General features: G+C 42.5%; 17 protein-coding genes and 2 pseudogenes. 9 read left to right on the forward strand and 10 right to left on the reverse strand.

Features of this window, described 5'->3' with window-relative positions:
• The first annotated feature begins 155 nt into the window (after positions 1 to 155).
• The 6 genes from QUB63_RS32520 (at position 156) to QUB63_RS32545 (ending at position 9635) form a co-directional block, all read left to right on the forward strand.
• The gene (locus QUB63_RS32520) at positions 156 to 1106 is read left to right on the forward strand and encodes a class I SAM-dependent methyltransferase (protein ID WP_332949510.1); all 951 of its coding nucleotides are present in this window, start codon (positions 156 to 158) and stop codon (positions 1104 to 1106) included.
• Positions 1106 to 2854, forward strand: coding sequence for a phytanoyl-CoA dioxygenase family protein (locus tag QUB63_RS32525; RefSeq protein WP_332949511.1), 1749 nt, complete (start codon positions 1106 to 1108; stop codon positions 2852 to 2854). Before QUB63_RS32520 ends, QUB63_RS32525 begins: the two co-directional genes overlap by 1 nt.
• A complete protein-coding gene (locus tag QUB63_RS32530) occupies positions 2803 to 3453 on the forward strand; it encodes a Uma2 family endonuclease (protein WP_332949512.1) in 651 nt (216 codons plus the stop codon). Before QUB63_RS32525 ends, QUB63_RS32530 begins: the two co-directional genes overlap by 52 nt.
• A 48-nt stretch (positions 3454 to 3501) precedes the next feature.
• Positions 3502 to 5790, forward strand: a complete 2289-nt coding sequence (locus tag QUB63_RS32535) for a glycosyltransferase family 4 protein (protein WP_332949513.1) — start codon at positions 3502 to 3504, stop codon at positions 5788 to 5790.
• Positions 5791 to 6203: 413 nt separating this feature from the next.
• Positions 6204 to 8594 (forward strand): glycosyltransferase, encoded by a 2391-nt coding sequence (locus tag QUB63_RS32540; RefSeq protein WP_332949514.1) that lies wholly within the window; start codon positions 6204 to 6206, stop codon positions 8592 to 8594.
• A gap of 183 nt (positions 8595 to 8777) precedes the next feature.
• On the forward strand, positions 8778 to 9635 hold the full coding sequence (locus tag QUB63_RS32545; RefSeq protein WP_332949532.1) for an Rpn family recombination-promoting nuclease/putative transposase: 858 nt from the start codon (positions 8778 to 8780) through the stop codon (positions 9633 to 9635).
• 164 nt (positions 9636 to 9799) lie between these two features.
• On the opposite strand, the gene QUB63_RS32550 is transcribed toward QUB63_RS32545, so the two are convergent.
• The 5 genes and pseudogenes from QUB63_RS32550 to QUB63_RS32565 all read right to left on the reverse strand — a co-directional run bounded on the left by QUB63_RS32550 (position 9800) and on the right by QUB63_RS32565 (position 18121).
• Positions 9800 to 11080 (reverse strand): tetratricopeptide repeat-containing sulfotransferase family protein, encoded by a 1281-nt coding sequence (locus QUB63_RS32550; RefSeq protein ID WP_332949515.1) that lies wholly within the window; start codon positions 11078 to 11080, stop codon positions 9800 to 9802.
• Between the two features lie 21 nt (positions 11081 to 11101).
• Complete coding sequence (locus QUB63_RS32555) at positions 11102 to 16204, reverse strand: tetratricopeptide repeat protein (protein WP_332949516.1); 5103 nt, start codon at positions 16202 to 16204, stop codon at positions 11102 to 11104.
• Between the two features lie 492 nt (positions 16205 to 16696).
• A complete protein-coding gene (locus QUB63_RS32560) occupies positions 16697 to 17815 on the reverse strand; it encodes a calcium-binding protein (protein ID WP_332949517.1) in 1119 nt (372 codons plus the stop codon).
• Positions 17816 to 17863: 48 nt separating this feature from the next.
• Positions 17864 to 17926, reverse strand: a pseudogene (locus tag QUB63_RS35245) (hypothetical protein); the annotation flags it as partial.
• A gap of 12 nt (positions 17927 to 17938) precedes the next feature.
• Positions 17939 to 18121 (reverse strand): hypothetical protein, encoded by a 183-nt coding sequence (locus tag QUB63_RS32565; protein ID WP_332949518.1) that lies wholly within the window; start codon positions 18119 to 18121, stop codon positions 17939 to 17941.
• A 13-nt stretch (positions 18122 to 18134) separates the two neighbouring features.
• Between QUB63_RS32565 and QUB63_RS32570 the strand changes: the two genes are divergently transcribed.
• Together QUB63_RS32570 and QUB63_RS32575 are read left to right on the forward strand one after the other, a co-directional pair.
• Positions 18135 to 18788, forward strand: a complete 654-nt coding sequence (locus QUB63_RS32570) for a hypothetical protein (protein WP_332949519.1) — start codon at positions 18135 to 18137, stop codon at positions 18786 to 18788.
• Positions 18789 to 19447: 659 nt separating this feature from the next.
• Positions 19448 to 19624 carry a hypothetical protein gene (locus tag QUB63_RS32575; protein ID WP_332949520.1) on the forward strand — a complete coding sequence of 59 codons (177 nt, stop codon included), beginning with the start codon at positions 19448 to 19450 and terminating at the stop codon, positions 19622 to 19624.
• A gap of 9 nt (positions 19625 to 19633) precedes the next feature.
• Here QUB63_RS32575 and QUB63_RS32580 read toward each other — a convergent pair whose 3' ends face one another.
• Positions 19634 to 20386 carry an IS66 family transposase gene (locus tag QUB63_RS32580; RefSeq protein ID WP_332949521.1) on the reverse strand — a complete coding sequence of 251 codons (753 nt, stop codon included), beginning with the start codon at positions 20384 to 20386 and terminating at the stop codon, positions 19634 to 19636.
• 31 nt (positions 20387 to 20417) lie between these two features.
• A complete protein-coding gene (locus tag QUB63_RS32585; protein WP_332949522.1) occupies positions 20418 to 21098 on the reverse strand; it encodes a hypothetical protein in 681 nt (226 codons plus the stop codon).
• A gap of 139 nt (positions 21099 to 21237) precedes the next feature.
• Between QUB63_RS32585 and QUB63_RS32590 the strand changes: the two are divergent.
• A pseudogene (locus QUB63_RS32590) lies at positions 21238 to 22393 on the forward strand (ISAs1 family transposase).
• Between the two features lie 323 nt (positions 22394 to 22716).
• Here QUB63_RS32590 and QUB63_RS32595 read toward each other — a convergent pair.
• From QUB63_RS32595 to QUB63_RS32605, 3 genes are all read right to left on the reverse strand, one after another.
• Complete coding sequence (locus QUB63_RS32595; RefSeq protein ID WP_332949523.1) at positions 22717 to 23058, reverse strand: IS630 transposase-related protein; 342 nt, start codon at positions 23056 to 23058, stop codon at positions 22717 to 22719.
• Between the two features lie 186 nt (positions 23059 to 23244).
• The gene (locus QUB63_RS32600) at positions 23245 to 23403 is read right to left on the reverse strand and encodes a DUF6760 family protein (RefSeq protein WP_332949533.1); all 159 of its coding nucleotides are present in this window, start codon (positions 23401 to 23403) and stop codon (positions 23245 to 23247) included.
• Positions 23376 to 23768: a phage tail assembly protein gene (locus tag QUB63_RS32605; protein WP_332949524.1), complete on the reverse strand. Its 393-nt coding sequence runs from the start codon at positions 23766 to 23768 to the stop codon at positions 23376 to 23378. The genes QUB63_RS32600 and QUB63_RS32605 overlap by 28 nt, the downstream gene beginning before the upstream one ends.
• Between the last annotated feature and the right edge of the window lie 7 nt (positions 23769 to 23775).

A 23775-nucleotide genomic window follows, 5' to 3' on the forward strand; every position in this document is an offset into this window, starting at 1 on the left:
TATTTCTCTTTTGTTACTAGGCGTATGTTTTCCATCTATCGCTCAACGGTTTGGGGGTTTGCGGGTCAGGGCGATCGCGCGGGTGGGAAAAACAACAGCAAATCTTTCTAGACAATTATGCTCAAAATAAGTATTTCGGCCAAGGAAATTGTCAAATGAACCCAGTAGATATAGAAAAACTTTGTTCCGAACACACAAAATTTCATGTTGAGATAGAAAAGATTCTGCGTCAAACTTATTACAAAGGGATAGATGAACAACTTTTTGAAACTGAAGAGCTAAAAAATGATATCAAAGACCACGTATTTCGGCGATATGAAAGAACCTTAATTTCTTACATTCCTTGGATAACCAAAGTATTCGATCTAAGCGATAAAGAGATTATTGAGATTGGGTGCGGAACGGGTTCCAGTACAGCAGCATTCTCTCATTTTACCAAACATATCTATGCCTATGAGGTTTCTGAATCATCCGTTTTAGCAGCCAGAGCCCGAATGCAGATTATGGGAATTAACAACGTTTCCATTATTCAATCTGCTCCTGATGATTTACTGGAAACACTGAAATCTAATCACTGTTCAGGAGTGTCAGTCATCTTATTATTTGCTGTACTGGAACACATGACTATCCAGGAACGGCTGAAAACTTTAAAAGAGGCGTGGGATCTGCTTCTACCGGGTGGAACTCTAATCGTAGCGGAGACTCCTAATCGGCTAACTTATTTTGATTATCACACCTCGCAGCTTCCTTTCTTTCATTTTTTGCCCTTGGAATTAGCTGTGAAATACTATGAAAACTCTTCAAGAAATCAGTTTAAGTTAGCAATAAGAAAACAGTTGGATAGCGGCACAGTTGCAGATGCAAAAAATGCTTTAATTCGTTGGGGAAATGCGGTTAGTTACCATGAGTTTGAGATTGTGTTGGGTTCAAACTTGAAAGATTTACTTGTTGCAGATGGTGATTCTGAGGAGATGAGGAATCTCTATCCTCTTTCCACCGAGGAGAAACTTTTACAGCAATATTTTATTGAAGCAAAGATAGATCGGCCTCTAGCCTTTACTAATCAAATATTCAACCTTATTTTTCAAAAAAAAGCCTCAACGTAATGATTGAAATTGCTCAAACGAACCCAATTCAGCGAATCCATCAAGAGCTTGAAGAGAATGGATACATAATAATTAATCTCCTCAATGAAAATGAAGTACAAAGTTTGCTCAGTTTTGACAAACAGCATTCTCTTCCTGATGATTTGGTAGCTCCTGCTATATCTTTCAGCTTTCATACTTTAGACGTATCATACCGTCAGGTGGTTACTCAAGAAATAAAAAGAGCTTTTGCTCCAAAATTAGCCCCTTTATTCCCTGAATATAGAATACTAATGGGCAGTTTAGTTCATCAAAAAACTGATGCACTATATAGTATAATGCCTCTACACCAAGACCCATCTTTATTGGATGAAACCTTACTGAGAGCCTTTAGTGTTTGGTGTCCTCTTATTGATGTAGACGAGCAAAACGGCTGTCTTCAAGTTGTTAAAAAAAGCCATTTGCTTAACTCAAAACCAAGACCAGTTTTTGCTTTCGATGGATTTCCCTACAGTCAGGATATTCTGTCGCTTATGCAACAGCATTATCTTACCAGCGTAACTATGAAAGCCGGACAAGCACTGGTATATGACAAACGGCTTTTTCATGGTTCTGCCCCCAATTTAACTGCTATTGAAAGAGTCGCGGCTGCCTGTATCATAGTTCCCCAGGAAATCTTGACCCATTTTTGTTACAGAGAGTCGCAAACGTCTGATAAAATAGAAGTCTTTGAAGTAGACGATGAATTCTACGATCGCTACATCATCGGTCAAAAACCAGAAGGCGTTAAAAGTCTAGGCATCTTCGATTACGAAGTCGAACCCCTCACCCCAGAAAATCTTATGGAAAAACTCGAAGAAAATAGTCAGTTGTCCTCAAAAAATAACCAGGTTCTATCTCCCCAATCTCAAGGTTGGATGCTAACCGCACAGCAACTTCAAGACGAACTCACACTGACTCAAGCTGAGTTGAAAAAGTCTAACGAGCAACTCCACCAAACTCAAGACCAATTAGAGGAACTAAAAATCCAACAATCACAAAGTCAAGACCAATTAGAGGAACTAAAAATCCAACGATCGCAAACGCAAGCAGAACTCGAACAGTCTCAAACTCAACTGCAAACTCAGTTAACAGAGTTTAACGAGCAACTGCACCAAAAAACGAGAGAATTGGAAGCACTAAAAGAGGAACACTCTCAGGCGCGATCGCAACTCGAACGGGAACGGGAACAATTGCAGACCACTCAGACCGAACTCGAACAGTATCGACAACAACTCCAAAAAAATCAAGCTGAGTTGGTAGATTCTCACGAAAAATTGCACCAAAAAACGAGAGAATTGGAAACAGTAAAAGAGGAACACTCCCAGGCGCGATCGCAATTTGAACGGGAAAGGGAACAATTGCAGACAACTCAGGCAGAGTTAGAGGCCGATCGCCAACAACTCAATCAGGCGCGATCGCAAGTAGAGCAACTAGAGTCTCAGCAGCAGCAAGATCGGGCAGAACTAGAGCAGTCTCGACAACAGCTACGGCAAACCCAAGCTCAATTACAACAGTCCGATCTGCAACTGCACGCCACTCAGGCAGAGTTAGAACAGTCTCAAGCTCAACTGCACCAAAAAACAGTAGAATTGCAAAAAGTGAAGTCTCAGCAGCACCAAACTCGACTGGCCCAGATAATTCAGGGGCGAATCCCTAACACAAAAGAGAGGAAACTATGCAAGTCCAACTTAAACAAATTATCGTCCCCCCCGGTCAGCAACTCCTGATGACCGATGTCAGTTGGCAAATGTACGAACAAATGTTAGAGGAGTCTGGTGAAAAACGGGGGTCGCGGATTAATTACAGTCAGGGAGTTTTAGAAATTATGGTGCCATTACCGGAACATGAAGATGATAAAATTATTATTAGCAACTTAGTGGAAATTTTGCTGGAAGAACTAGACGTTGAGTTCAGAAATCTGGCTTCTACTACATTTAAAAGCGAAACGATGCAACAAGGTTTAGAAGCCGATAGCTGTTTCTATATCGAAAACGAAGCAGCCGTTCGGGGTAAGAAACGCATCGATTTAACTGTAGAACCGCCCCCAGATTTAGCCATTGAGATTGACATTTCCTCCCGCACCCAGTTGAATAATTATGAAGCATTAGGAGTCGGAGAATTGTGGCGGTTTAACGGGACAAAATTAGAAATCAACGTGCTGCAAGTGGGGCGTTACGTGCAGGTTACTGAAAGTCCTCATTTTCCAGGGTTGCCATTGCTCGGGGAGGTGATTCCCCAGTATTTAGAACAAAGTAAAATCGAGGGAAGAAATAAAACACTGAAAGTCTTTCGCGCTTGGGTGAAGAAACAGATTGAAGAAAGATAGAAAGATTAGGTGTAGGGGCATTAGTGTCAACTTAAAAAGACTTACGCAATGAATCAATTAACTTTACTCAATGAAATTTCTGCAAATCATTTTGCAGTGCGCTTCCAGCAACCCTTTATTGAAAAAATATTGGCCTCCACAGAACCCGTAGCAATCCTCGTCACTCCTGAATATGAAGGCATTTTCCGAAACGGTGGAATTGGCACTTACTATGCCACATTGAGCCAAAAATTAGCAGCCCAAGGTGCAGATATTATTTTAATTATATGTCAAACTCAAAAAGAATTTCATGGAGAATCGACTGTCCCCCATATCCGCCATATCTTTTCCGCCTCTGAAGCCGAGCATTTTTTAGAACTACAGCCAATTCATCTAGCAATTTTATCTCAGTTTAAGCAATGGGACTGGGTAGAATCAGAAAGTTATAAAATCCTCTTTTTTATCCAGGCGATCGCCACGCACTTTAGCCAATCTCCAATGTATATAGAATTTCCGGATTTGTGCGGACTGGGATATCGCACGATTCAAGCAAAACGTTCGGGTTTGTTAGGGAAAAATTGCCTCACAGCGGTAACAATGCACAGCGGTCAAGAGTGGTTAAATGAAGCCCATGAAAAATACGTTGTAGGGGGCGGAAATTGGTTTAGAAATGTTTATATTTACGAGCAATATTCTTTTGAAAATGCAGACTTAGCCTTTTTCCTGTCTTCTTTCATGGAAGCAAAAGTCAAAAGTTATGGCTGGAAAACGTCCCATGCGGTTCATTTGCCCTACTGTTTCCATATTGTCCCTCCCCTAGATAAAAACCGACCCATGTTAGCGAAAGTTGCGCTGAACCTCAAACGGGAACAGATACCCATTGTCTTTTTTGGCAGATTAGAGGAAAGAAAAGGACTCCTGACTTTTATCGAGGCTATTCAGCAATTAGGAGAGAAAATCAGCCAGCAAATTCACATCATATTTTTAGGCAAAAACGTTTCGCTTCATTCTGCTCAACTTCAGCCACAGGATAGTCAGCAATACATCCAGCAACAACTAGGAAACAACTTTGATTATACCATATTATCCGACTTATTTAGCCAAGAAGCCATTGCCCTAGTCCACGAATTAGCACCGGCCATTGTTTGCCTGACAAGTCCTCAAGAAAACTTTCCTAACAGTTCTTTAGAAATGGGACAATTACCCGTAAGTTTAGTAGTTTCAAATACGGGGGGATTTCAGGAAACACTAAACTGGATCGATCGCTCAAATGGTGTACGATGGTTTGACCCCGGAAACTCCCAGTCTCTCGCGTGCCAAATTGCCAGTGCTATTGCCGCTTATCCTGAAACCCCACCCCTTCCCCTACGCGCATTTTTAGAGCAAGTTAATCAATGGTTATTCAACCAGCGACTAGAGTACATGAACCCAGCATTTTTTCAAACATCTCCCAGTCGCATTCGTTCCAATAATGAAGATTCATCAACATCTTTATTATTAGGAATGACTGCTGCACCCGAGCAAGTTTTTCTCCAAGATTATGCCCAAAATGAGTATTCTGGTAAAGGCGAAATCATCGATTTGGGGTGCTGGCTTGGTTCGGCAACAATTTCTGTAGCCAAGGGATTAAAAAAAAATCTTAAAGTAACTGTTAAAGACAAGCGCATTCATGCTTACGATCTCTTCATTTGGGCACCATCGTATATGGATGCGTCTGTCAAACGAACTTCCCTAGAAGGCAGATATAAACAGGGAGATAGTTTTCTGGACGAGTTTGTTGGCAGAATTAGTCCCTGGAGTCACTCGATCGCAGTTTACCCAGGAGATGTGATGAAAATTGGCTGGAACCAACGCCCTATAGAATATTTATTTGTGGATGCCATGAAAAGCTGGGAACTCACGAAAAGCATTTTCCTAAACTTTTACGCTCATCTAATCCCCATGACTTCTCTGGTACACTATAATGATTTTGCCCACTTTTACACCGCTTGGATTCATCTATTGATTTACAAACTGAGGCCATACTTCAAACACCATTGTAATCTCTACCAAGCCGCAGTATTTCAATATGTCAACCCTCTACCGATCGACACCTTACTACTGGAACAGGATACTCCTTTTAGCATATTTTCTTACGAAGATATTGATGAGGCTTTTGAATACTCGCTTGAAATCGTTACCGAGGAATTGCGCCCAAATATTGCCGCAGCCAAAGTCATGGCTTTTATTCATTGGGGAGATTTAGAACAAGCTAAACGCGAACTCATTAAAGCCAGAGAGAATTTTGGAAATATTCTTGAGATTCCCGAAGTAGCCAAACTATTATCTACGATAGGGGGACAAGTGAACATCCTGTAGGGTGGGTTAGGCGCGGCGATCGACTTATTATGGCAAATGGATAAATCTTAAACCGCGCCGTAACCCACCATCCTCTAGAGCATAATATAAGTAGGTTGGGTAGGTTGATCTGGGGGAAAGCGAAACCCATTGGTGACAACTTAACGTCAAAGCGACCGTCTCTCTTGTTGTATCAAAGTCTAGATCCCCCCTAACCCCCCTTAATAAGGGGGGGACAAGATTTTTCTCTTTCGTCCCCCTCCGGCGGGGGAGTAGGGGGTATGCGAGGGGGATCTAGACTCGACTAAAAGCGACATTAATTATGGGTTTCAGTCTTAAGTTGTCACCAACGATCGAAACCAGAAATCTACAAGAGTTTGAGAAGTTGGGTTTCATACCTCAACCCAACCTACATCTGTTTAATGGGTATTTTTATGAAAATGCAACCGGAAAATTTAGTATCCCATCTCCTTTCTCCTGATAATTCAAAATTAGGCTTTCAGCCCCCATTTTTAGAGGCTTTTAACACCTCCGCTCAAAAAATTGCAATCCTAGCAAGCAACGAATTTGAAGGATTTTCTAAAAATGGTGGCATCGGCACTTATTATAACACATTGAGCCAAAAATTAGCAGCAGAAGGTTGGTATGTCATCCTCTTGCTTTGCCACAATCATGAGAACTTCCAAGGAATTTCACAACTGCCAAATCTCCACCACATCTTCTCTACCGGCGAACTAGAAAAAGTTTTAAATCTTCAACCAATCCACCAAGCAATTTTGTCTAAATCCCAAAAAGACTCGATCGGTCAATGCTTCGATCGCGAAAGTTTCTGCTGTTTGTTCTTTACTCAAGCAATGGTTGCTACTTTTCCTGAAGCAGTTGTTTATGTTGAGTTTCCCGCAATCTGGGGATGCGGTTATCGCACGATTCAAGCCAAAAAATCAGGGGTGCTAGGTAATAGTTGCCTCGTTGGTGTAACAGATCACGGTGGTTTTGAGTGGTTGCGGGAAACTAATAGCAGATATACAGTAGATTATCCCAAGTGGTTTTGGCAGGCTTATCACTACGAACAATATTCTTATGACAATGCCGATTTAACCTGCTTTCCCTCCTACTTTTTGAAGTCAAAAGTAGAAAGCTATGGCTGGAAAACTTGTCGTGCTGTTCATTTGCCTTATTTTATTCCTATCCTCAACTTATCAGCGGATGTAGGGGCGAAGCATTCGGGCGATAATTTACCGCTAAAAACCAATGTTTTGTGTCCGAATGCTTCGCCCTTCCAGAGTTGGAAAATACGCCCTCTACTAACAACTCAAGTCGATCCGAAACAGATTCCCCTGATATTTTTTGGCAGGTTAGAGGAGAGAAAAGGACTGTGTACTTTTGTAGAGGCGCTTCAGTTACTTAACCCCGATATAGCTGAGAAAATTTACATTCTTTTTCTTGGTAAAATCATCAAATTAGAGTCAACTGTGCTTCAAGGGGTGGATAGTCAGCAGTATATTGATGGCGCTTTAAAGGGGAAATTTTGTTACCATATTTTGCCTGATTTGTCCAGCGTAGAAGCAATTGATTTAGTCAGCCAGTCACCGACACCCATTGTCTGTCTTTGTAGCTTGGAAGAAAACTTTCCCCATACCGCTTTAGAGATGGGACAGTTAGCCGTTAGTTTAGTAGTTTCAGATACGGGGGGATTCCAAGAAACCTTAAATTTAATGTCAAGAACCGATGGCGTGCGCTGGTTTGAGCCAGGAGACGCGCGATCGCTCGCCGGCATCATCAGTGAAGCTATCTCAGCTTGTCCTGAAACGCCGATCGTCCCAGATCGGGCTTTATTAGAACAAGTGAATCAAAAATTACTCAACCAAAAACTTGAATATATGAGTGAAGCATTTATCAAATCGGCACCCAAAGAACCCCAAAATCCCCGCGTAACCATAGGCATAACTTGTTTCTTCGATACAATAAAAGTTTGGGATTGCTTGGAAAGTCTGGCGGGACAAACTTATCAAAATTTAGAAGTTATTGTTCTGTATGAAACACCCGCCGGCGAATCCATACCAGAGGCGATCGCTCTGGCTAAGGAGCAGTTTCCCACCTATCAGTTTATCGAGTTCGATGTTAATAAAAGTTTGGGAACAGCTTATAATCGGTTGGTAGAACTGGCGACGGGAGAATATTTCTTGCAGTTGGCGGGCGATCGCATCGCACTACCTCTAATGGTGGAAAAATTTGTTAGGGCGGCTTGTGAATCTGACGCCGTAGTTGTCGTATGTCCAGATATGAAGCTAGACAAAGATTTGGAAGTTATTAACTCGAATGACGGCTCTTTACTCAAGCTACTAGAATTTAATCAAACCCAGGATTTGTGCGCTCTATTTGCGGTGGAGTTGCTGCGAGAGTTTCGGTATTCCGAGGTCAGGGATTTACTAGCTTTAAATTGGCATATTTTAGCCGCTGCGATCGCCACTGGTAAAGAGATTGCTTACTATCCCTATCCCCTCTACCTCTCTGACTCCCACTCTGCGCTCGTGATTAACCCGGCAAAATTCCCAAAAGAACGGTATTATTTACGTCAATATTTATCTCAAATAGAGGTGTCCAGATGGACTCAACGCCAACTCAATCTCCTCCTCACCTGCGTTGAACAACTTTGGCAATCGGAGACACAAAAGCAAAGCCAAATGTGGCAACTCGAACAAGATAGAAATCGATATCAAGCTTTAGCATCTCAATCCCAAGCTTGGATGCAGACAGCGCTAGAAACCCAAGACGAACTCGACGCGCTGCAAGCGGAACTGCAAAAGACACAGGCAGCGTTATAATCTATTAGATATCTCCTAAAAAGATAGTCAAAGACAGGCAAGATGCCGGCCCCGCAGGAGTTATTGGAGATGTCTATTAGACCTCTCCAATAATTATTGTGGAACAGGCAGGATGCCTGTTCAAGACTGGCTTTTCTGGAGATGTCTATTGAAAAATGAAAAGACTCAGGTTTGACTAAAACGATGAGATTTATCAACCCCAAAACGGACTATGCCTTTAAAAAAATATTTGGTTCTACGGAAAGCAAAGACATTCTGATTAGCTTTCTCAACGCTCTAATTTATGAAGGCAATTCTACAATTGAAGACTTAGAAATCATCAATCCCAATTTGCCACCCAAAATCCAAGGTTTAAAAGATACTTATCTCGATGTCAAAGCTACACTGAATGACGGCACACTTGTCATTATTGAAATGCAGGTTTTAAACGTGCAGTCTTTTGGCAAGAGGGTTTTGTTTAATGCTACGAAAACCTATGCTTTTCAACTCCAAGCGGGAGAAGGCTACCGAATGCTCAAACCAGTTATTGCTTTAACCATTACCGATTTTGAGATGTTCGCTAATCGCAATAAACTTATTTCCCGCTTTGTTTATCGAGAGAAGTCTGAAGCCTGGATCTATCCTGACAATGATATTGAGTTGGTATTCGTTGAGTTGCCCAAGTTTACCAAAGAACTCGACCAGCTTGAAACTATTACCGATAAATGGATTTACTTTATCAAGTTTGCGCGATCGCTCACTTCCATTCCTGAAAATATGGACGATATCCCCGAACTACACCGAGCCTTTGAAATCGCCAATCAAGCTGATTTAACTCCCTCTGAACTAGAGGATTTGGAACGCAGAGAAATGTTTATCTACGACCAACAAGGAGCGATTAATCTCGGTCGTGAAGAGGGACGAGAAGAGGGACGAGAAGAAGAAAAGCGTGGCATTGCTCGAAACTTACTGGCTCAACTTAATGATGAGGCGATCGCCTCAGCAACAGGATTAAGTCTTAAAGCAATTGAAGAGTTGCGTCAGGAAGTGAGTAATGATTGATATCACGTCCGTTTGATTATAACTTGTACGATCGCAGGTTTTGTAGGGGCGGGTTCACCAAGATATTTGATAATTATCAACAATTATATAAACCCGCCCCGGCCATATAATTCCGATGCAACCGGATTTGATATAAATTGAGCGGGGGGCTAGGTTTTCGATGATTACTCGTCCCAGTTAAATTTCATGCCGAGATATTCTTCTAACTTCTGGTTGTGAGGACGGAAAAACTCGGCTAAAGTCTGCCGTAGATCGTCGCTTATTGGATTATAAGACCCCGGATTATAATTGGGATATTCTGGAAGGGGATAATCCGGCACCCCCAAAAAATCGAAAACTTGAGTTAGAGTAGCCGCCGGATTAGCATAAAAGTCTTCACTCCTTAAAATCAAAAACTGTTCTCTCGGAAATACAGCCATCCACTTCTCGATAAAGTAGAAATATAAACTAAATAATAAACAACCTTTTTCTGTCTGCCAATAATCGGAGTCAGCTTCACCAGGAGATGAGAAATTTTTAATGGCTTCAATTTCTGAGCTAATTACCTCTGCAAACGACCTCTGCTCTTCTCCCCATCTTAATTGCATTTGGTAGTGAGAAAAAGACCTAAATATAGGATTTCTTAAAAGGATAATTAACTTAACATCAGGAAAAACATGAGCTATTTTCTTTGCGGATTCAAAACTCACAAAATACCAAGGAGTCGCTTCTCCTGTCAAAAAGTTAGATTCCTTGGGAAGGGGCGGAAAATGAGACAAATACCAGTCTAATCCCCGAGCCATATTTTCACTAAAGAACTGTATTTCTTTCTTAATAGCAGGTAGGATTTGAGGATGCTTTCCTAGGTAATAATACAGCGAACTGGTTCCTCCTTTTCCAATGCCAATAATTAGAAAATTGGGTTCGCGTCGGTTCTGTGGATTCCAATAGTTTTTTGCCAAATCGGGGTGAGAACTTAAAAGGTGTTTGTAACTCCCAGTTTGGTAACAGGAGATAGCCTCTTCTAAGTTTCCTTGCTGAGTCAACATATCTCCCAAATCAAGGTAAGCCCGGTAAAAATCAGGTTTCTCCCGAATTATCTGGCGGTAGCTACTAATCACTTCTTGGAGCGGAGAATTATTTTTTATATCTATTAATTTGTAATAGGAGTCAACAAATATCTGCTCTACATCGAGACCTTCTTGGTAACAAGAAATCACTTGAAGGTAACAATAAATACCCTCCTGCCATCGCTGTAGTTCTTGCAATATTTCTCCTAATCGATAATAAGCTTTATAAGCGTCTGGTTTTACCTCAATAGCACAGCGGTAAGCAGATGTCGCCTCATCTAATTGACCCCGCTTGTAATATAATTCTGCCAAATTGATGTAAATTTCGGCGCGATCGGGCTTAATTAGCAAAGCTTTTTGATAGTGTGCAATTAGTCGCTCAATTTGGTCAGACATGAGGGCTTTTTGTCTCAAAAGTTAGAAGATTCTAGGTTTAAGCTTAATAGCGCAGCGATAACAGACAGTTGCTTCATCAGTTTTCCCCTGTGCAGCTAGAATATCGCCCAAGTTTCTGTGCGACCAAGAATAATCTGGGTTTACCTCAATTGCCTTGCGGTAGGAGAGTACCGCTTGCTCCCACTCACCTTTACTCGACTGAACTTTCGCCAAGTTGTGATAATGCCAAAATGAAGGATAAGGATTAGTTTCAATTGCTCGATAGTAGCTGGATATCGCTTCGTCTTGCTTACCTTGCGCTGCTAAAACTTCGGCGAGTTCGTGATGAGACCAACAATGATTTGGGTCAATCTCAATAGCGCGGCGGTAGGCAGCCAGCGCTCGCTCCTGGTCATTTTTTTGAGCAAAAGCCTTACCTAAATCCAAGTATACTTCTGAATTTTCAGGGAAGGTATAGAGCATTGTTTGATATAAATTAATCGCTTCATCCAGCCGATTTTGTTTCACCAAAGTATTGCCCAACTGTAAGCAAATTTCCGGCGATTTTTGCTTAATTTCTAGGAACTCGTGATAAGTCTCTACTTCATTGGCATTGACTTTAATAGCCTTGTGATACCAGCTAGAGGCTGCATCTAAATCTAATCTAGCTCGTTCTCGGAAAGCACCCGCTAATTTGCTTTCAATCCCCGGTAGTTCGGGGTTGAGTTCGACAGCGCGAGAGTAGGCGGCGATCGCCTCCTCCCAATGCTGGCATTGCGCTAGCGCTTCCCCTAAATTGTAGAAAGTCCAAACCCAGTTTGGGTTAAGCTGTGTAGCATAACGGTAGGGAGCGATCGCATCCTCCCACCGTTTCAATTTAATCAGTGTATCTCCTAAATTATTGTGCGACCAAGAATTATCCGGGTTTAACGCAATTGCCCGACGATACACACTGACGGCTTCATCCAACTTTTGTAGCTTTGTCAGCGCATCTCCTAATTGATGATAAACTTCCGCCGAATTAGGATTAAACTGGATAGCTTTTCGGTAACTAGCAACTGCTTCTTCCCAACATTCTTGCACAAACAACGCCTTTGCCAAACCATAATGCGACCCCGCATTATCCGGTTTTACCTGAATGGAATGACGGTACGCATTAATTGCCCCTTCCCACTCCTGTTTCCTGCTCAAAATTTCCCCAATATTATGATAAGCTGCCGATAGCTTAGGATTCAACTCAATAGCCAGACGATAACACGCCACCGCCTCATCAACTTTCTCCTGTCCCAACAGCGTATTCCCCAGAATCAAGCATTGCTCTGCGGTGGCTCCTCGGGGTTCTAAATTCAGTGCCTTATACCAACAAATTGCTGCTTGTTCTTGGGAACCAATTTGCTCATAAACTTTCGCCAGTTTGCGATAAACTTCCGCGAAATCAGGCTTGAAACTAACTGTTTTTTGGTAATAATTAATTGCCTCCTGCCATCGTTGCTGCTGTGCGAACACATTGCCAAGAGTTGCCAAAACATCAGCAAAATTTGGTTGAATTTCTAGCACTTTAAAATAACAACGTTTTGCCTCTTCTAGTTTCCCACTCAGTTGCAGTGCTTCCCCCAATATTTTGTAAGCTACAGCAGCCTGGGGTTGAAGTGAAATCGCTCGTTGACAGTGCGCGATCGCCTCCGATAATTTCCCCTTATTATAATAATGTCCTGCCAAAACAATCAACGCCTCCGCATCTTCGGAAGTAAGGGGTTCGGACGATTCATGGCTGTCATGTAGCCCATTTTTCTGGCTAGATAAATCCAAGACATTCGCCGATTCATGGCTATCATGTACCCCATTTTTCTGGCTAGATAAATCCAAGACATTCGCCGATTCATGGCTATCATGTACCCCATTTTTCTGGCTAGATAAATCCCACCCATCCGCCGCATTGTTAGTTAGTTCTATTACTTTTTGATAATAAACCAGCGCCGATTCTAACTTTCCTTGTCGCTTCATAGCTTCCCCCAAATTTTGATAAACTCCTACCAAATTGGGGTTTAATTTCAAAGCGCGTTGGTAACAATAAATGCCCCGCGTAATATCATCCAGCCGCACCAAAGTATTTCCCAGGTTAACGCATTCTTGTGCCGAAAACTTTTCCGGTTCCAGACTCCATGCAGTATACCAACAGTCTGCCGCTTCGCTAGGCTTGTTTAACTGCGTCCAAACTTTTGCTAAATTCCGGTAAGCTGCCGTGAAATTAGGGTCAATGTGTATGGCTTGTTGATAATACCTTACGGCTGAATCCCAATGTTGCTGCTGTGCGTACAAACTGCCTAAATTTACATAAGCGGCGGCAAAATTAGGCTGAATTTCAATCGCTTTAATGTAGCACTTTTGGGACTCTTCTATTTTACCTTGTGCGTGCAGAATATTCCCGAGCAATTTAAGAAGCAGTGCTGACTTCGGTTGAATATTCAAAGCTTGCAAACAAGTTGCTTTTGCTTCTTCTAATTTTCCTTGTGCTAAATAAACTTCGGCTTGTTCATTTAACTGCACTAGGGTAATTTCAGAATTGATAGTCGTTTGCATAGAAGTGGGTTTGGCGGCGGAGGGATACTGCACAGCGGTAATTTCATAATTCATAGGACTTTGCTTCTGAGTCGGCTTTGCGATCGAGGGATTGAAATTTATTATATTGGCAATTTTCATCATTTCTTCCAATTGGCTCAAGCTAACTTTAATATCTTCTGTCAGCGGATTTTGATACATCAACTCTCGAATAGGATAACAGGCAAATACCTCCCCTATTAAATAGTAATGTTCCAGCCCCAAAAGTGGACTGATGATACAATAATAAGGTCTAAGATAGTGGGGGGAAAGAAGTTCAATGATTTTAGTACCATTCTGGCCAAAAATAATATTAGTTAACCCACTACCATGCGGGGCTACGATTATTTTAGCATGATAAAATAGCGCAATCTGTTCCACTACCGACAAAGATTCTGTTACAAAAGTTTGAAAACCGAATTTAGCCAGGTAATCCATCACTTCTTCTTCATTGATTACCCGCCGATATCGTGATTTAGCGCGACTGATATAAATTCGCTCTGGGTAAGAGGAACTTAGCGAGGGAATTTGTTTCAGAAATTCCTGCCGGAGAAATTTCAAAGCGATCGGTTGCAGCCAACCGATCGAGCCCGAAAAAGATGGTACAATGAGTTGTTTAGCTTGAATGTGAGGGTGGCGATCGCTCTCGATAATTTTGGATGTTGAAATCCCCAACAGAGATAGCGTTTCTCGCTGAAAAGGTTGCGCGATGCTATTAACTAAAAACCAGTCTATTTTATCCAAATCTACCTTACTTTGACGTAAGATGTCGAGCCGGGGCAAAATATCCACCATCCAATGAAAGTAAACATTTCCAGAGAGTCCAGATAACACTGCAACTGTCCCATCAATTCGTTCTAAGGTTGGTAATTCTTCTAAATTAAAAACCCGATGTTTATTGGCCTCGTGTCGCAGACACCCAGGCAAAGAACCCGGATACTCGCGAGAAACATCTGCTAATAGATAATTATCGGGAGTAATAATAGCAATGGCATTACAAATCATCCAAGAGTTTTTTTGCGGAACAATCCAAGCGCGTCCCTCTGGAATCACCGCTACAAAATTAGTGGGTAAATCAAAAGAAATATTCGCTCGATTATTGTTAAAAACATGAATGCCTAACCCTTGATGAATGGGAGCAAACTGCTGGTAAATTCGCTTCAAGCAGGGCGTGCAGTTTAATCCCTCACATCCCGGTTGAGGGGCATCGGAGTCTGGTAATTTATTAGAAACTCGATTAGACTCAAGTTCCGATAAATCTACACTAATTGACATCTCTAATAAGCCTTGTGGGGCAGGCATACTGACTGCATTTGACTGGCTTTGTAGGGCAGGCATACTGACTGCATTTGACTGGCTTTGTAGGGCAGGCATACTGACTGCATTTGACTGGCTTTCCTGGAGAGTTCTAATATAGCTAGCCCCGTTTAATTGTACGGTAACAACCCAATCTTTGGCAGACAAAGCGCCTTTTGGAACTGAGTTATACCCTTTCTTAAAATTTTTGCTACAAGTAGGGACACGGCAGTGCCGTGTCCCTATAGATTTAATGTAGGGCGAGGGTGCATCTGGTTGAATAATTCTTGCAATATGGCATACCATCACTGCCGCGTTGAGCCGTTTCTGTTTTGCCAAACAGTGACTCAACCGCCATAAAATATCTGCGTCATTGGGTTTAATTTGTAAAGCTTTATGATAATAAACTTCTGCCTGTTTGTATTCGCCATACTCGAATAAAACATTTCCCAAATGAACGTAAGTTTGCCAGAGATTGGCATAAAGTTCGGGAGCGTTTGATTGCCGCTGTAGTGCTTGGAGAAATCTGGCACAGGCAATTTTAGCCTGTTCCAGTTCGTCAATTTCTTTACCTTCTACAGAGCTTTCGTGTAAGGTTTGGAGAACCAGATCGCAGTAAGCTTCAACAAATGTCGGTTGTAGGGAAATTGCTTTCTGAAAGCACGCCATTGCTGCATCCAGCTTGCCTTCTCCCATGAGAGAATAGCCCCAATCGCTGTAAGCTGAAGCGTTATCGGGTGCGAGTTCTATCACCTTCTCAAAACACCGACCCGCAGCTCCGTGCTGACCTTGGCTCTGCCAAACTTGGCCAGCATTATAATAAGCTAAAACCAGATGTGGCTGCAATGCGATCGCCTCGATGTAAGCAGATAGAGCGTCACCGACTTTTCCTTGTGCCTGAAGTGCTTGACCGAGGTTATTATGTAAAGTAGCCCAGTTGGGAGAAAGAGCGATCGCTTGTCGGAAAACCTCGATCGCCTCGCATAACTTATCCAGCTTGACAAGAACGCAACCCAGATTGCTGTAGGCTTTGACATAATCAGGTTTAAGGGCGATCGCTTGTCGGTAGTTGCTTTCTGCTTCTTGTAGCAGATACTGCTCGTCAAGGACGACTCCAAGATTATAGTAAGCGATTGCATTGTTGGGTTCGCGGGCGATCGCTTGTCGGTAGCTAGTTTCCGCATCCGTCAATTCTCCTTGTGGGTAAAGGACGTTATCGTGACTATAGTAGATATCTGCCTTGTTTTCCACGATTGCAATGAAATGGGGAACTCGGGAATGGGAATCTAAAAGCCTTAACACATTAAGGTTGCTTGCTCTTTCTGGAAACAGGTTTAACTCGATCGGGACTTATATCAATTCCGGTTGCATCAGTATGATAAGTAGATGAGCGACAAAATACATAAGTAGTCAAAAGCGAGGGTCACTCAGCAATTCGCTTTCGGTTATGATAGCAATACACATTCTGTGACATACCAAAGTTTATTTGCACCTACCTACTTAACTGTGGAATACAGATTTGTCGTGATAGAAATGCGGCAATAAACATCCTAAATTCGGGAATGAAGATGCTGGGTGTAGAGTGGCAACATAACGATACCTCTGGGCAAGAGGAATCCGCCTCGCTTGAGGGAAAGCATGGGGAGAAGACCGCCTCTACTATTGATGGGAAACCTGAAATAGCAAGTGGATTTCGATGAACCATGAATTAGAATCCTTGTACCTTGGCTGTCGGGGAGTATGTCAAACGATATCAAAGTCGTTGGAAGTGATATTCAGATTCGGTTGAAGCTGCATTAACGGCACTTCATTCCCTAGCGTACCCAAAGGATTGTAGTACACCAAACCGCTTGTTTTGTCGTAAATTACCCGAGCCGGACTCGCACCCTGATTATTGACGTTAAAGTTATCGGTAACGCTAAAAAGGTTTGCTGGCAACGTACCGGGTTGCAACACGGGCAAGACTCTGCGATCCAATTGAATCTTATCTTGTGCGGGTGTGAAATCAGTCAACGTATCTAACGCAAAAGGATTTCCGTTTAGGCCGCCACCAACTGATACCGCTGATTCGCCCGATTCGAGATACTGGAACCGGAACGTATCTGCCCCCTCGCCCCCCGCTATTAAGTCATTGCCGACCCCACCAAACAACATATCATTGCCGGCACCACCACAGAAGGTGTTATTTCCTGTACCGCCATAAATAGTATCATTGCCATCACCACCGCAAGTTGTATCGTTGCCCTCATCGCCGAACAGCAAATCATCTCCGCCGCCGCCGTCAACGATATCATTACCCTGATTCCCGTATAATGTATCATTACCTTCACCGCCAGAAAGCGAATCCTCACCTTCATTACCAAAGAGCAAGTCATCTCCAGACCCTCCAAATAGCAAGTCACGCCCTTGAGAATCTAGATTGTTCGGATCTCTAGTACCACCGTATAAAGTATCATTGCTCTCACCGCCTACAAGGGTATCATTGCCAATTTCGCCCCAGAGCAAGTCATTATCTTTGCCACCCAAAACGATATCATTACCCTTTCCGGCATAAATAGTATCGTTGCCAATGCCACCCGCGATCGCATCATCCCCACCATTGCCAAAGAGCAAATCTCCCTCATCATTTGTATCCGCAGTATTTGGATCGCCGTAATCACCGATAATCGTATCTTGACCTTGACCGCCATAAAGAGTATCAGGCCCTTTTTCGCCATAGATCAAGTCATCTCCTTTACCCCCATAGGCAAGATCGTTGCCATTACCGCCAATGATGGTATCGTTTTGTTCCATCCCAAACAGTAGATCGTTGCCACTACCACCAAAGAGCAATGCAGGTTGATTCTGCATTTGGGCAGACAAAGGTTGATTCTGATTGCGCTTTAATACATCTACGACACCACCATATATTGTGTCATCGCCACTGCCACCAATTAAGGTATTAGCACCGAGATCGCCCCAGATTAAGTCATTGCCTTTGCCACCCTACACCTGAACGTCGCTCTTGCCGGCGTGAATGATATCATTGCCCTTGCCACCGAAAATGAGATTGTTGCCTCCTCCATCAAAGAGCAAAAAGTCATCCTTAACCCCACTGTCGGGAAAACTGCGACCATTATCGCCAATAATTGTAATGCGCCCGTCGCTGGTAACTTTTGGCGGTTGCACCGGTGGCTGAAATATGACCGTTGGCGGTTCTGGGAGTTCTGGACACTCACAGTCTGAATTGGGTAAGCTGACTTGGGTGGGAATGAGAGTTGGGCTTGAACTTGGGGATGATGGCTCGATTGGAGAAGCAGGCGCTGTTGAGTTGTTGGGAGTTGTTACTGGTGGTATTGACTCCGTAGAAGTACCATTACTTGGGGATGATGGCAGGATTGGAGAAGCAGGCGCTGTTGAGTTGTTGGAAGTTGTTACTGGGGAGGATGGCGTGGTAGAAGTATTATCACCGATGGGTGATGGCGTTGTAGAAGTATTATTACCGATGGGTGATGGCGTTGTAGAAGTATTATCACCGATGGGTGATGGCGTTGTAGAAGTATTATCACCGATGGGTGATGGCGTGGTAGAAGTATTATCACCGATGGGTGATGGCGTGGTAGAAGTATTATCACCGCTGGGTGATGGCGTTGTAGAACCACCATCACCCAGCGGTGATGGGGGGGTTTCGACGCCTTGGATATCCATACCACCCGCAGCAACGGGTGGAGAGGGCAGGATTGGGGAAGAAGGTGCAGTCGAATTGTTGGGAGTTGTTACTTGTGACATTAGGTTTTTTGGAAATAAAAATTATTCACGCTGGGTGATAACCGCGCATGAAACCAATAGGTATTAGGCGCCGAAACCAAATTTTTAGGATTTGAGCCTTTCTCTGCGACGAGTGAGGAGTATGGAAGCCTCCTCAAAGCCTTTTTTTTTGGAGTGCGTGATGCCTAACCTAGATATAATCTAGGGTGAACCCCGTTGTGTTAAAAAAATATAGGTCTCCTATTGCCAGCCCGCTGGCTGAGTGCGATCCTCTTCGAGGGCTGCGCTAACGACGGATTTGCATTATCAATCGCGTTGGCGATCGTCGTCTCGTCTCTTCAAAGAAGAACATTTAACGATCGCCCTTCGCGAAGCGGTAATTTCCAGCGTTTGAGGGACTTCTATCACCACCAGCCACGCGGGCTGGTCTCAATTAGCAAATCATTCACCCTGAATCACATTGTCCCCCAGTCAATCTCTATCTTATATGCTTGAGTTCTATTTGAAAAGGGAGAAGACTGCGAGCGTGGATTGGGCGATCGCGCTTTTTTGCCACGGGGCGACGTGCCGTTTTTTGACGCGAGCGGGTTGTTTGCTGATAGATTTGTTGCACTTCCTCCACCCTACTCACCGTTCTGGCGTTGTAACTTACTGTCAACTGAGTCAGCTCTTTGGGCACAGTTTCCTGAACTTTTAGGAGATGCGATCGCCAAGAGTGTTGGGTTTGTTAAGGACTCCTAAAAATAGATGCAGAAAATACGAGACATTCTCACGAGTTGGGTCGAACACAGCGATCGTCCCCATCGGGAAATTTCTCGCTCAAACTTTGAGCGAAATAATACTGACACCAAAATTCTGCTACTTCCAACGAACTTGCTCAAAATGTTGGGTGCGATCGCTCTTCAAAGAGCGATTGCAGTTTGAGCAGAAGAATTAATGATAAACGGTTAATTCTCGCTCAGTTGAAAGAGTCGAATTGAAGATGAGAGTAGCTAATCCTGGCAGGTCGAAAGTTTGTGTAATTCGATCGAGAACATAGTGGTAAAAATTCACCCCGTTCTTGCGACAGGTGTCAACCAGAGACAAAAACACTTCCCAGGCACGAGTACCCTCTGCCGTGCGTGTACCGTTAGAAATTTTGCGTTTAATCACATACTCCCGCACGGCACGTTCCGCCTCATTGTTATCCAGCGGCACTTCAGGAAAATCTAACGCCAACAGTAATTGTTGTTTCTTTTGTTTAGTTAAAGCAATTCGATCGGTCAAAGCTTGATAAGTCGATCGTTGTGAGAACAAACGGTCAAATTCTTGGGATAAATTGCTTTTCTCTGTGGGAGTTGGGTGACTTTGATAAAGTTTTAACCGCTCGTAGTAGTCCCAAAACTCTGTCACGAAATTTTCGACAGCCAGTTGGTGAGATTTGAGGAAAGGAGTCAATTTATGGTAATGGCGGCCTTCATGTATCCAGCACAAAGACCGAGCTTGAGTCAGTTGACTGAACTGACCTGCGTCATCACTAACCAAAATCTTAATATATTCTCCCAAACCTTTGTCACCGTCGGTCAACAACTGGGACAACAGTTGATTCACCGTTTCGCGATTCACGGGCGAGCGATTGGTGAAAAAACTGGTATAGTACGGATTACACAGTGTTACTACATAGTGATTCACTCCGTTGACCCGCATTCCTGTATCGTCGATGTGTTGATAAGGTGTGCTAGCTAACCCCGCTTGTAAGACAGCTTGATACTAAGCGCGTAAACTGACTAACGTGTTTGTGAATCAATATCTGGGATATTTCCCCAGCCGAAATCACGATCCCTTGCGATTGGAGTAGTTTGAGAATTTTTTCTGGCGGTACTCTGAGTTCAAAATAGAGCATGATGACAAATGCTGCTAACTCATTACCGTAAGATTGACAACGCAATGGCTCTGGTAATTGTGCTTCATACCACTGCTGAGTCGTTGGACAATACAATCGCTCTAAGCGGTATAAAACATTGTCTCTTTGAAACAAGATGTTTTGCAGCACTACTTCCCTATAGCCGCGATGGTCAAGATTAGGAGGTAGTTGAGTGCGATCGCATTTGAGTGTTTCTTCTCGATCGATCCTAATGCGTTGTTTTCGTGGTAATTGTGGTGGTTTTTCTGCTGGCTGTGATTTGTGCTCTTTCTTGGAAGTGAGTTTTTGTGGCTGGCGATTCGCCTTAATGTCTGGCTTGCCTTTTTCTCCTTTGAGTCTCGCTATCTCGTCTTTGAGATCTTGGTTTTGGGAGCGCAGTTTTTGATTTTCGGCGAAGAGGATTTCAATATGATTGAGCAGTTGACCTAATAATTCCTTGGTCTGCTGGTCAACTGGCAATTTGGAAACATCTAGATCCTTGAGTTCTTGTAACATAATGAACCCCACCTTACTTTCTTGATACATCCACTGTCAAGCTCTTCTCTATTATCTTAACTTTAGTTTACCTGGAGAAAGCGATCGCACCCAACATTTTGAGCAAGTTCCTTCGACTTTAACTTCCCAACAAAAAACAATAGGTGTATCGAATCCGACAGACTTATTGAACGTTAGTTTTTTGAACCATTTTGAGCCCTTGACCGATCCAAGAAGAGAAAGAAGTAAAGAGCATTTACTAATAGATATTGTAGCCATTGCTATTCTAGCTGTCATCAGCGGTGCGGATGGATGGGGAGCAATAGAAGTCTATGGAAAAGCTAAATATGAATGGCTAAAAGGTTTTCTAGAACTGCCGAATGGAATTCCTTCTCATGATACATTTAGTCGAGTATTTGCTCGAATTGAACCGAAGCAGTTTCAAGAGTGTTTTTTGAGTTGGGTAAATTCAATTACCCAAAAATTGGAGCTAGAAGTCATAGCCATCGATGGCAAAACAATGAAACAATCTTATGACCGGAATCAAAGCCAAAAACCGTTACATATAGTCAGTGCATGGTCGGCGTCCCATCAATTAGTTTTAGGGCAAAAAAAAGTCAATAAGAAATCCAACGAAGTGACAGCGATTCCGGCTTTGTTAGAGCTGCTAGAAATTGAAAAAAGCATAATAAGCATCGATGCTCTGGGATGTCAGAAAGAAATAGCAGGGCTCATAATTAAGAAGAAAGGAGATTATCTTTTAGCGCTAAAGGGAAATCAAAAACTTATTCATAAAGACGTAAAAAACTGGTTTGAATTAGCTCGAAAAGAAGAGTTTGCTGGCAGAGAGCATAGCTATTATCAACAAATAGAAGGAGGGCATCATCGAGTTGAAAAAAGACAAATGTGGACGGTGGCAGTCTCGAAGTTGCCACCTCTTCATAATCAATCATTATGGACTGGATTAAAAACGGTTGTGATGGTCGTCAGTGAAAGACGTTTGTGGAATAAAGCTACCACAGAAGTTCGGTTTTATTTAAGTAGTTTAGCCAGTAATGCCGAGAAGATTGCTCAAGCAATTCGCAGTCATTGGGGTATTGAAAATAGCTTACATTGGACATTGGATGTTACTTTTTCGCTCAGACAAGAGTCGCATTCGTAAAGATCATTCTCCTGAAAATTTTGCTCTTCTACGTCGTTTAGCTGTCAATTTACTGAAACAGGAAAAAGAATTTAAAGGAAGTTTAAAAATGAAGCGGTATCTGGCGGGAATGGATAATAATTATTTAGTTCAAATTTTAGACTCTGCCCGCTAACCCTCGAAAACTAAAACGGATTCCCGATCTAAATTGATTCAGCTTTGAGAATTCAGAAGTTCTTAAAGCTCGATTTTAAATGGGTTAATTGCATCAGATTTAAGAGTTTTAAGAATGGTTTTTTCACAGAAAAGTAAGGCCCAAACATGATTTTCTGTCAACTTAATTTAGATGCGTTTACCCTGATCCCCATATACTTTTTTTACTTTTTTTGACCACGCATAAACACAAGCATGAAACTCTTCCAATCCTGATTCATCAATAAATACAATGCTTTTACTACCATGAAGCTTAATTAATTTTCGAGGGTGTTTGGTAGTATTTTATTCTTTCTTCTCTATTCCTTTCTTTATAACGAAATTATTTTTTTTTCTCGTTATTTTCATTTTCTTTAAAGCATAGTATATGGCACTCGCTCTCACCCCGAATTTCCTTGCTCTTTCTATTAATCTTGCTTCGGGATTTTCTTCTACATCTTTTCTGAGTGCTTCCCAGTCTATCTTTCGCTCACGGTGTTCTACCTTGGTTGCTCGAAGGTCTTCCCTCCCTAGCCATCTGTATATTGTTGCTCTTCCTACTTTAAACAGGGCGGCGGCTTTGGTTATACCCCCTCCATTTTCCACATAATCCACTACTCTTTTTCTCAAATCTAGACTGTATGCCATTTTTCGGCTCCGAGTTAACAATTTTTCTTGATTTTACATCATCTTGCATTTGTCTCACATTTATTTGAAATGACTATAAGTTTTTGTTTTCGCTCTTGCACCAGGGCATAAATTTTGACGCTCGCAGGAACAAAACAAGTTGTTTTTGATGAAATTGATTAAAGCGATCGCATATAAAACTCCCGTTCAATCCTTTTGGTTCAATAAACCGATTTGCCTTACCCAAAGTCGGCGATTAGCGTGTTCTAAATTCAAAATGTCTTCTAAAGACCAGTGGAAATGAAATGCGATGCAGGCTACCTCCTCATAAACTCGGTCTAAGGGGTAGCCTTGGACTCCCCCGATAGTTCGAGCTCCACATTAAAGTCGTTACTGCATCTGGGACATTTAACGGGAATAGATGCGATACCCTGTTGGTTAATTCGGTTATAAAACTCTCTTAAATAGGCAAGATCGTAGGTAAAAAGATTTTCTAACTTTTCAGGTGTGACTTCAGCTAAATCGCCCAAACTGGTAATTACGAGGGAAAGCATCACTAAAAATCCATAAGCTGGATTATCCTGAACTAAACGGTCTTTTTGAACGCAGATTTCATCTTTGGCAGTGGCAAGGCGCATCAATCCTTGGGAGTGAACTTTTCCCCCTTCATCTACTAAGCCTCTAGGGAGGATAAATTTAAATTCTGTTTGCAGTGGGTTTTTGTTCGGCATAAGCAGG

Origin of the sequence: Microcoleus sp. ARI1-B5, from assembly GCF_036705795.1 — a bacterium.
GTDB lineage: Bacteria > Cyanobacteriota > Cyanobacteriia > Cyanobacteriales > Microcoleaceae > Microcoleus.

Coding starts and splice junctions, on each gene's coding strand:
- QUB63_RS32580 (WP_332949521.1), bottom strand. CDS start 20,386: ATGCGGGTCAACGGAGTGAATCACTATGTAGTAACACTGTGTAATCCG.
- QUB63_RS32545 (WP_332949532.1), top strand. CDS start 8,778: ATGAGATTTATCAACCCCAAAACGGACTATGCCTTTAAAAAAATATTT.
- QUB63_RS32595 (WP_332949523.1), bottom strand. CDS start 23,058: ATGGCATACAGTCTAGATTTGAGAAAAAGAGTAGTGGATTATGTGGAA.
- QUB63_RS32605 (WP_332949524.1), bottom strand. CDS start 23,768: ATGCCGAACAAAAACCCACTGCAAACAGAATTTAAATTTATCCTCCCT.
- QUB63_RS32525 (WP_332949511.1), top strand. CDS start 1,106: ATGATTGAAATTGCTCAAACGAACCCAATTCAGCGAATCCATCAAGAG.
- QUB63_RS32530 (WP_332949512.1), top strand. CDS start 2,803: ATGCAAGTCCAACTTAAACAAATTATCGTCCCCCCCGGTCAGCAACTC.
- QUB63_RS32585 (WP_332949522.1), bottom strand. CDS start 21,098: ATGTTACAAGAACTCAAGGATCTAGATGTTTCCAAATTGCCAGTTGAC.
- QUB63_RS32520 (WP_332949510.1), top strand. CDS start 156: ATGAACCCAGTAGATATAGAAAAACTTTGTTCCGAACACACAAAATTT.
- QUB63_RS32540 (WP_332949514.1), top strand. CDS start 6,204: ATGAAAATGCAACCGGAAAATTTAGTATCCCATCTCCTTTCTCCTGAT.
- QUB63_RS32570 (WP_332949519.1), top strand. CDS start 18,135: ATGACCGTTGGCGGTTCTGGGAGTTCTGGACACTCACAGTCTGAATTG.
- QUB63_RS32535 (WP_332949513.1), top strand. CDS start 3,502: ATGAATCAATTAACTTTACTCAATGAAATTTCTGCAAATCATTTTGCA.
- QUB63_RS32550 (WP_332949515.1), bottom strand. CDS start 11,080: ATGTCTGACCAAATTGAGCGACTAATTGCACACTATCAAAAAGCTTTG.
- QUB63_RS32575 (WP_332949520.1), top strand. CDS start 19,448: ATGCAGAAAATACGAGACATTCTCACGAGTTGGGTCGAACACAGCGAT.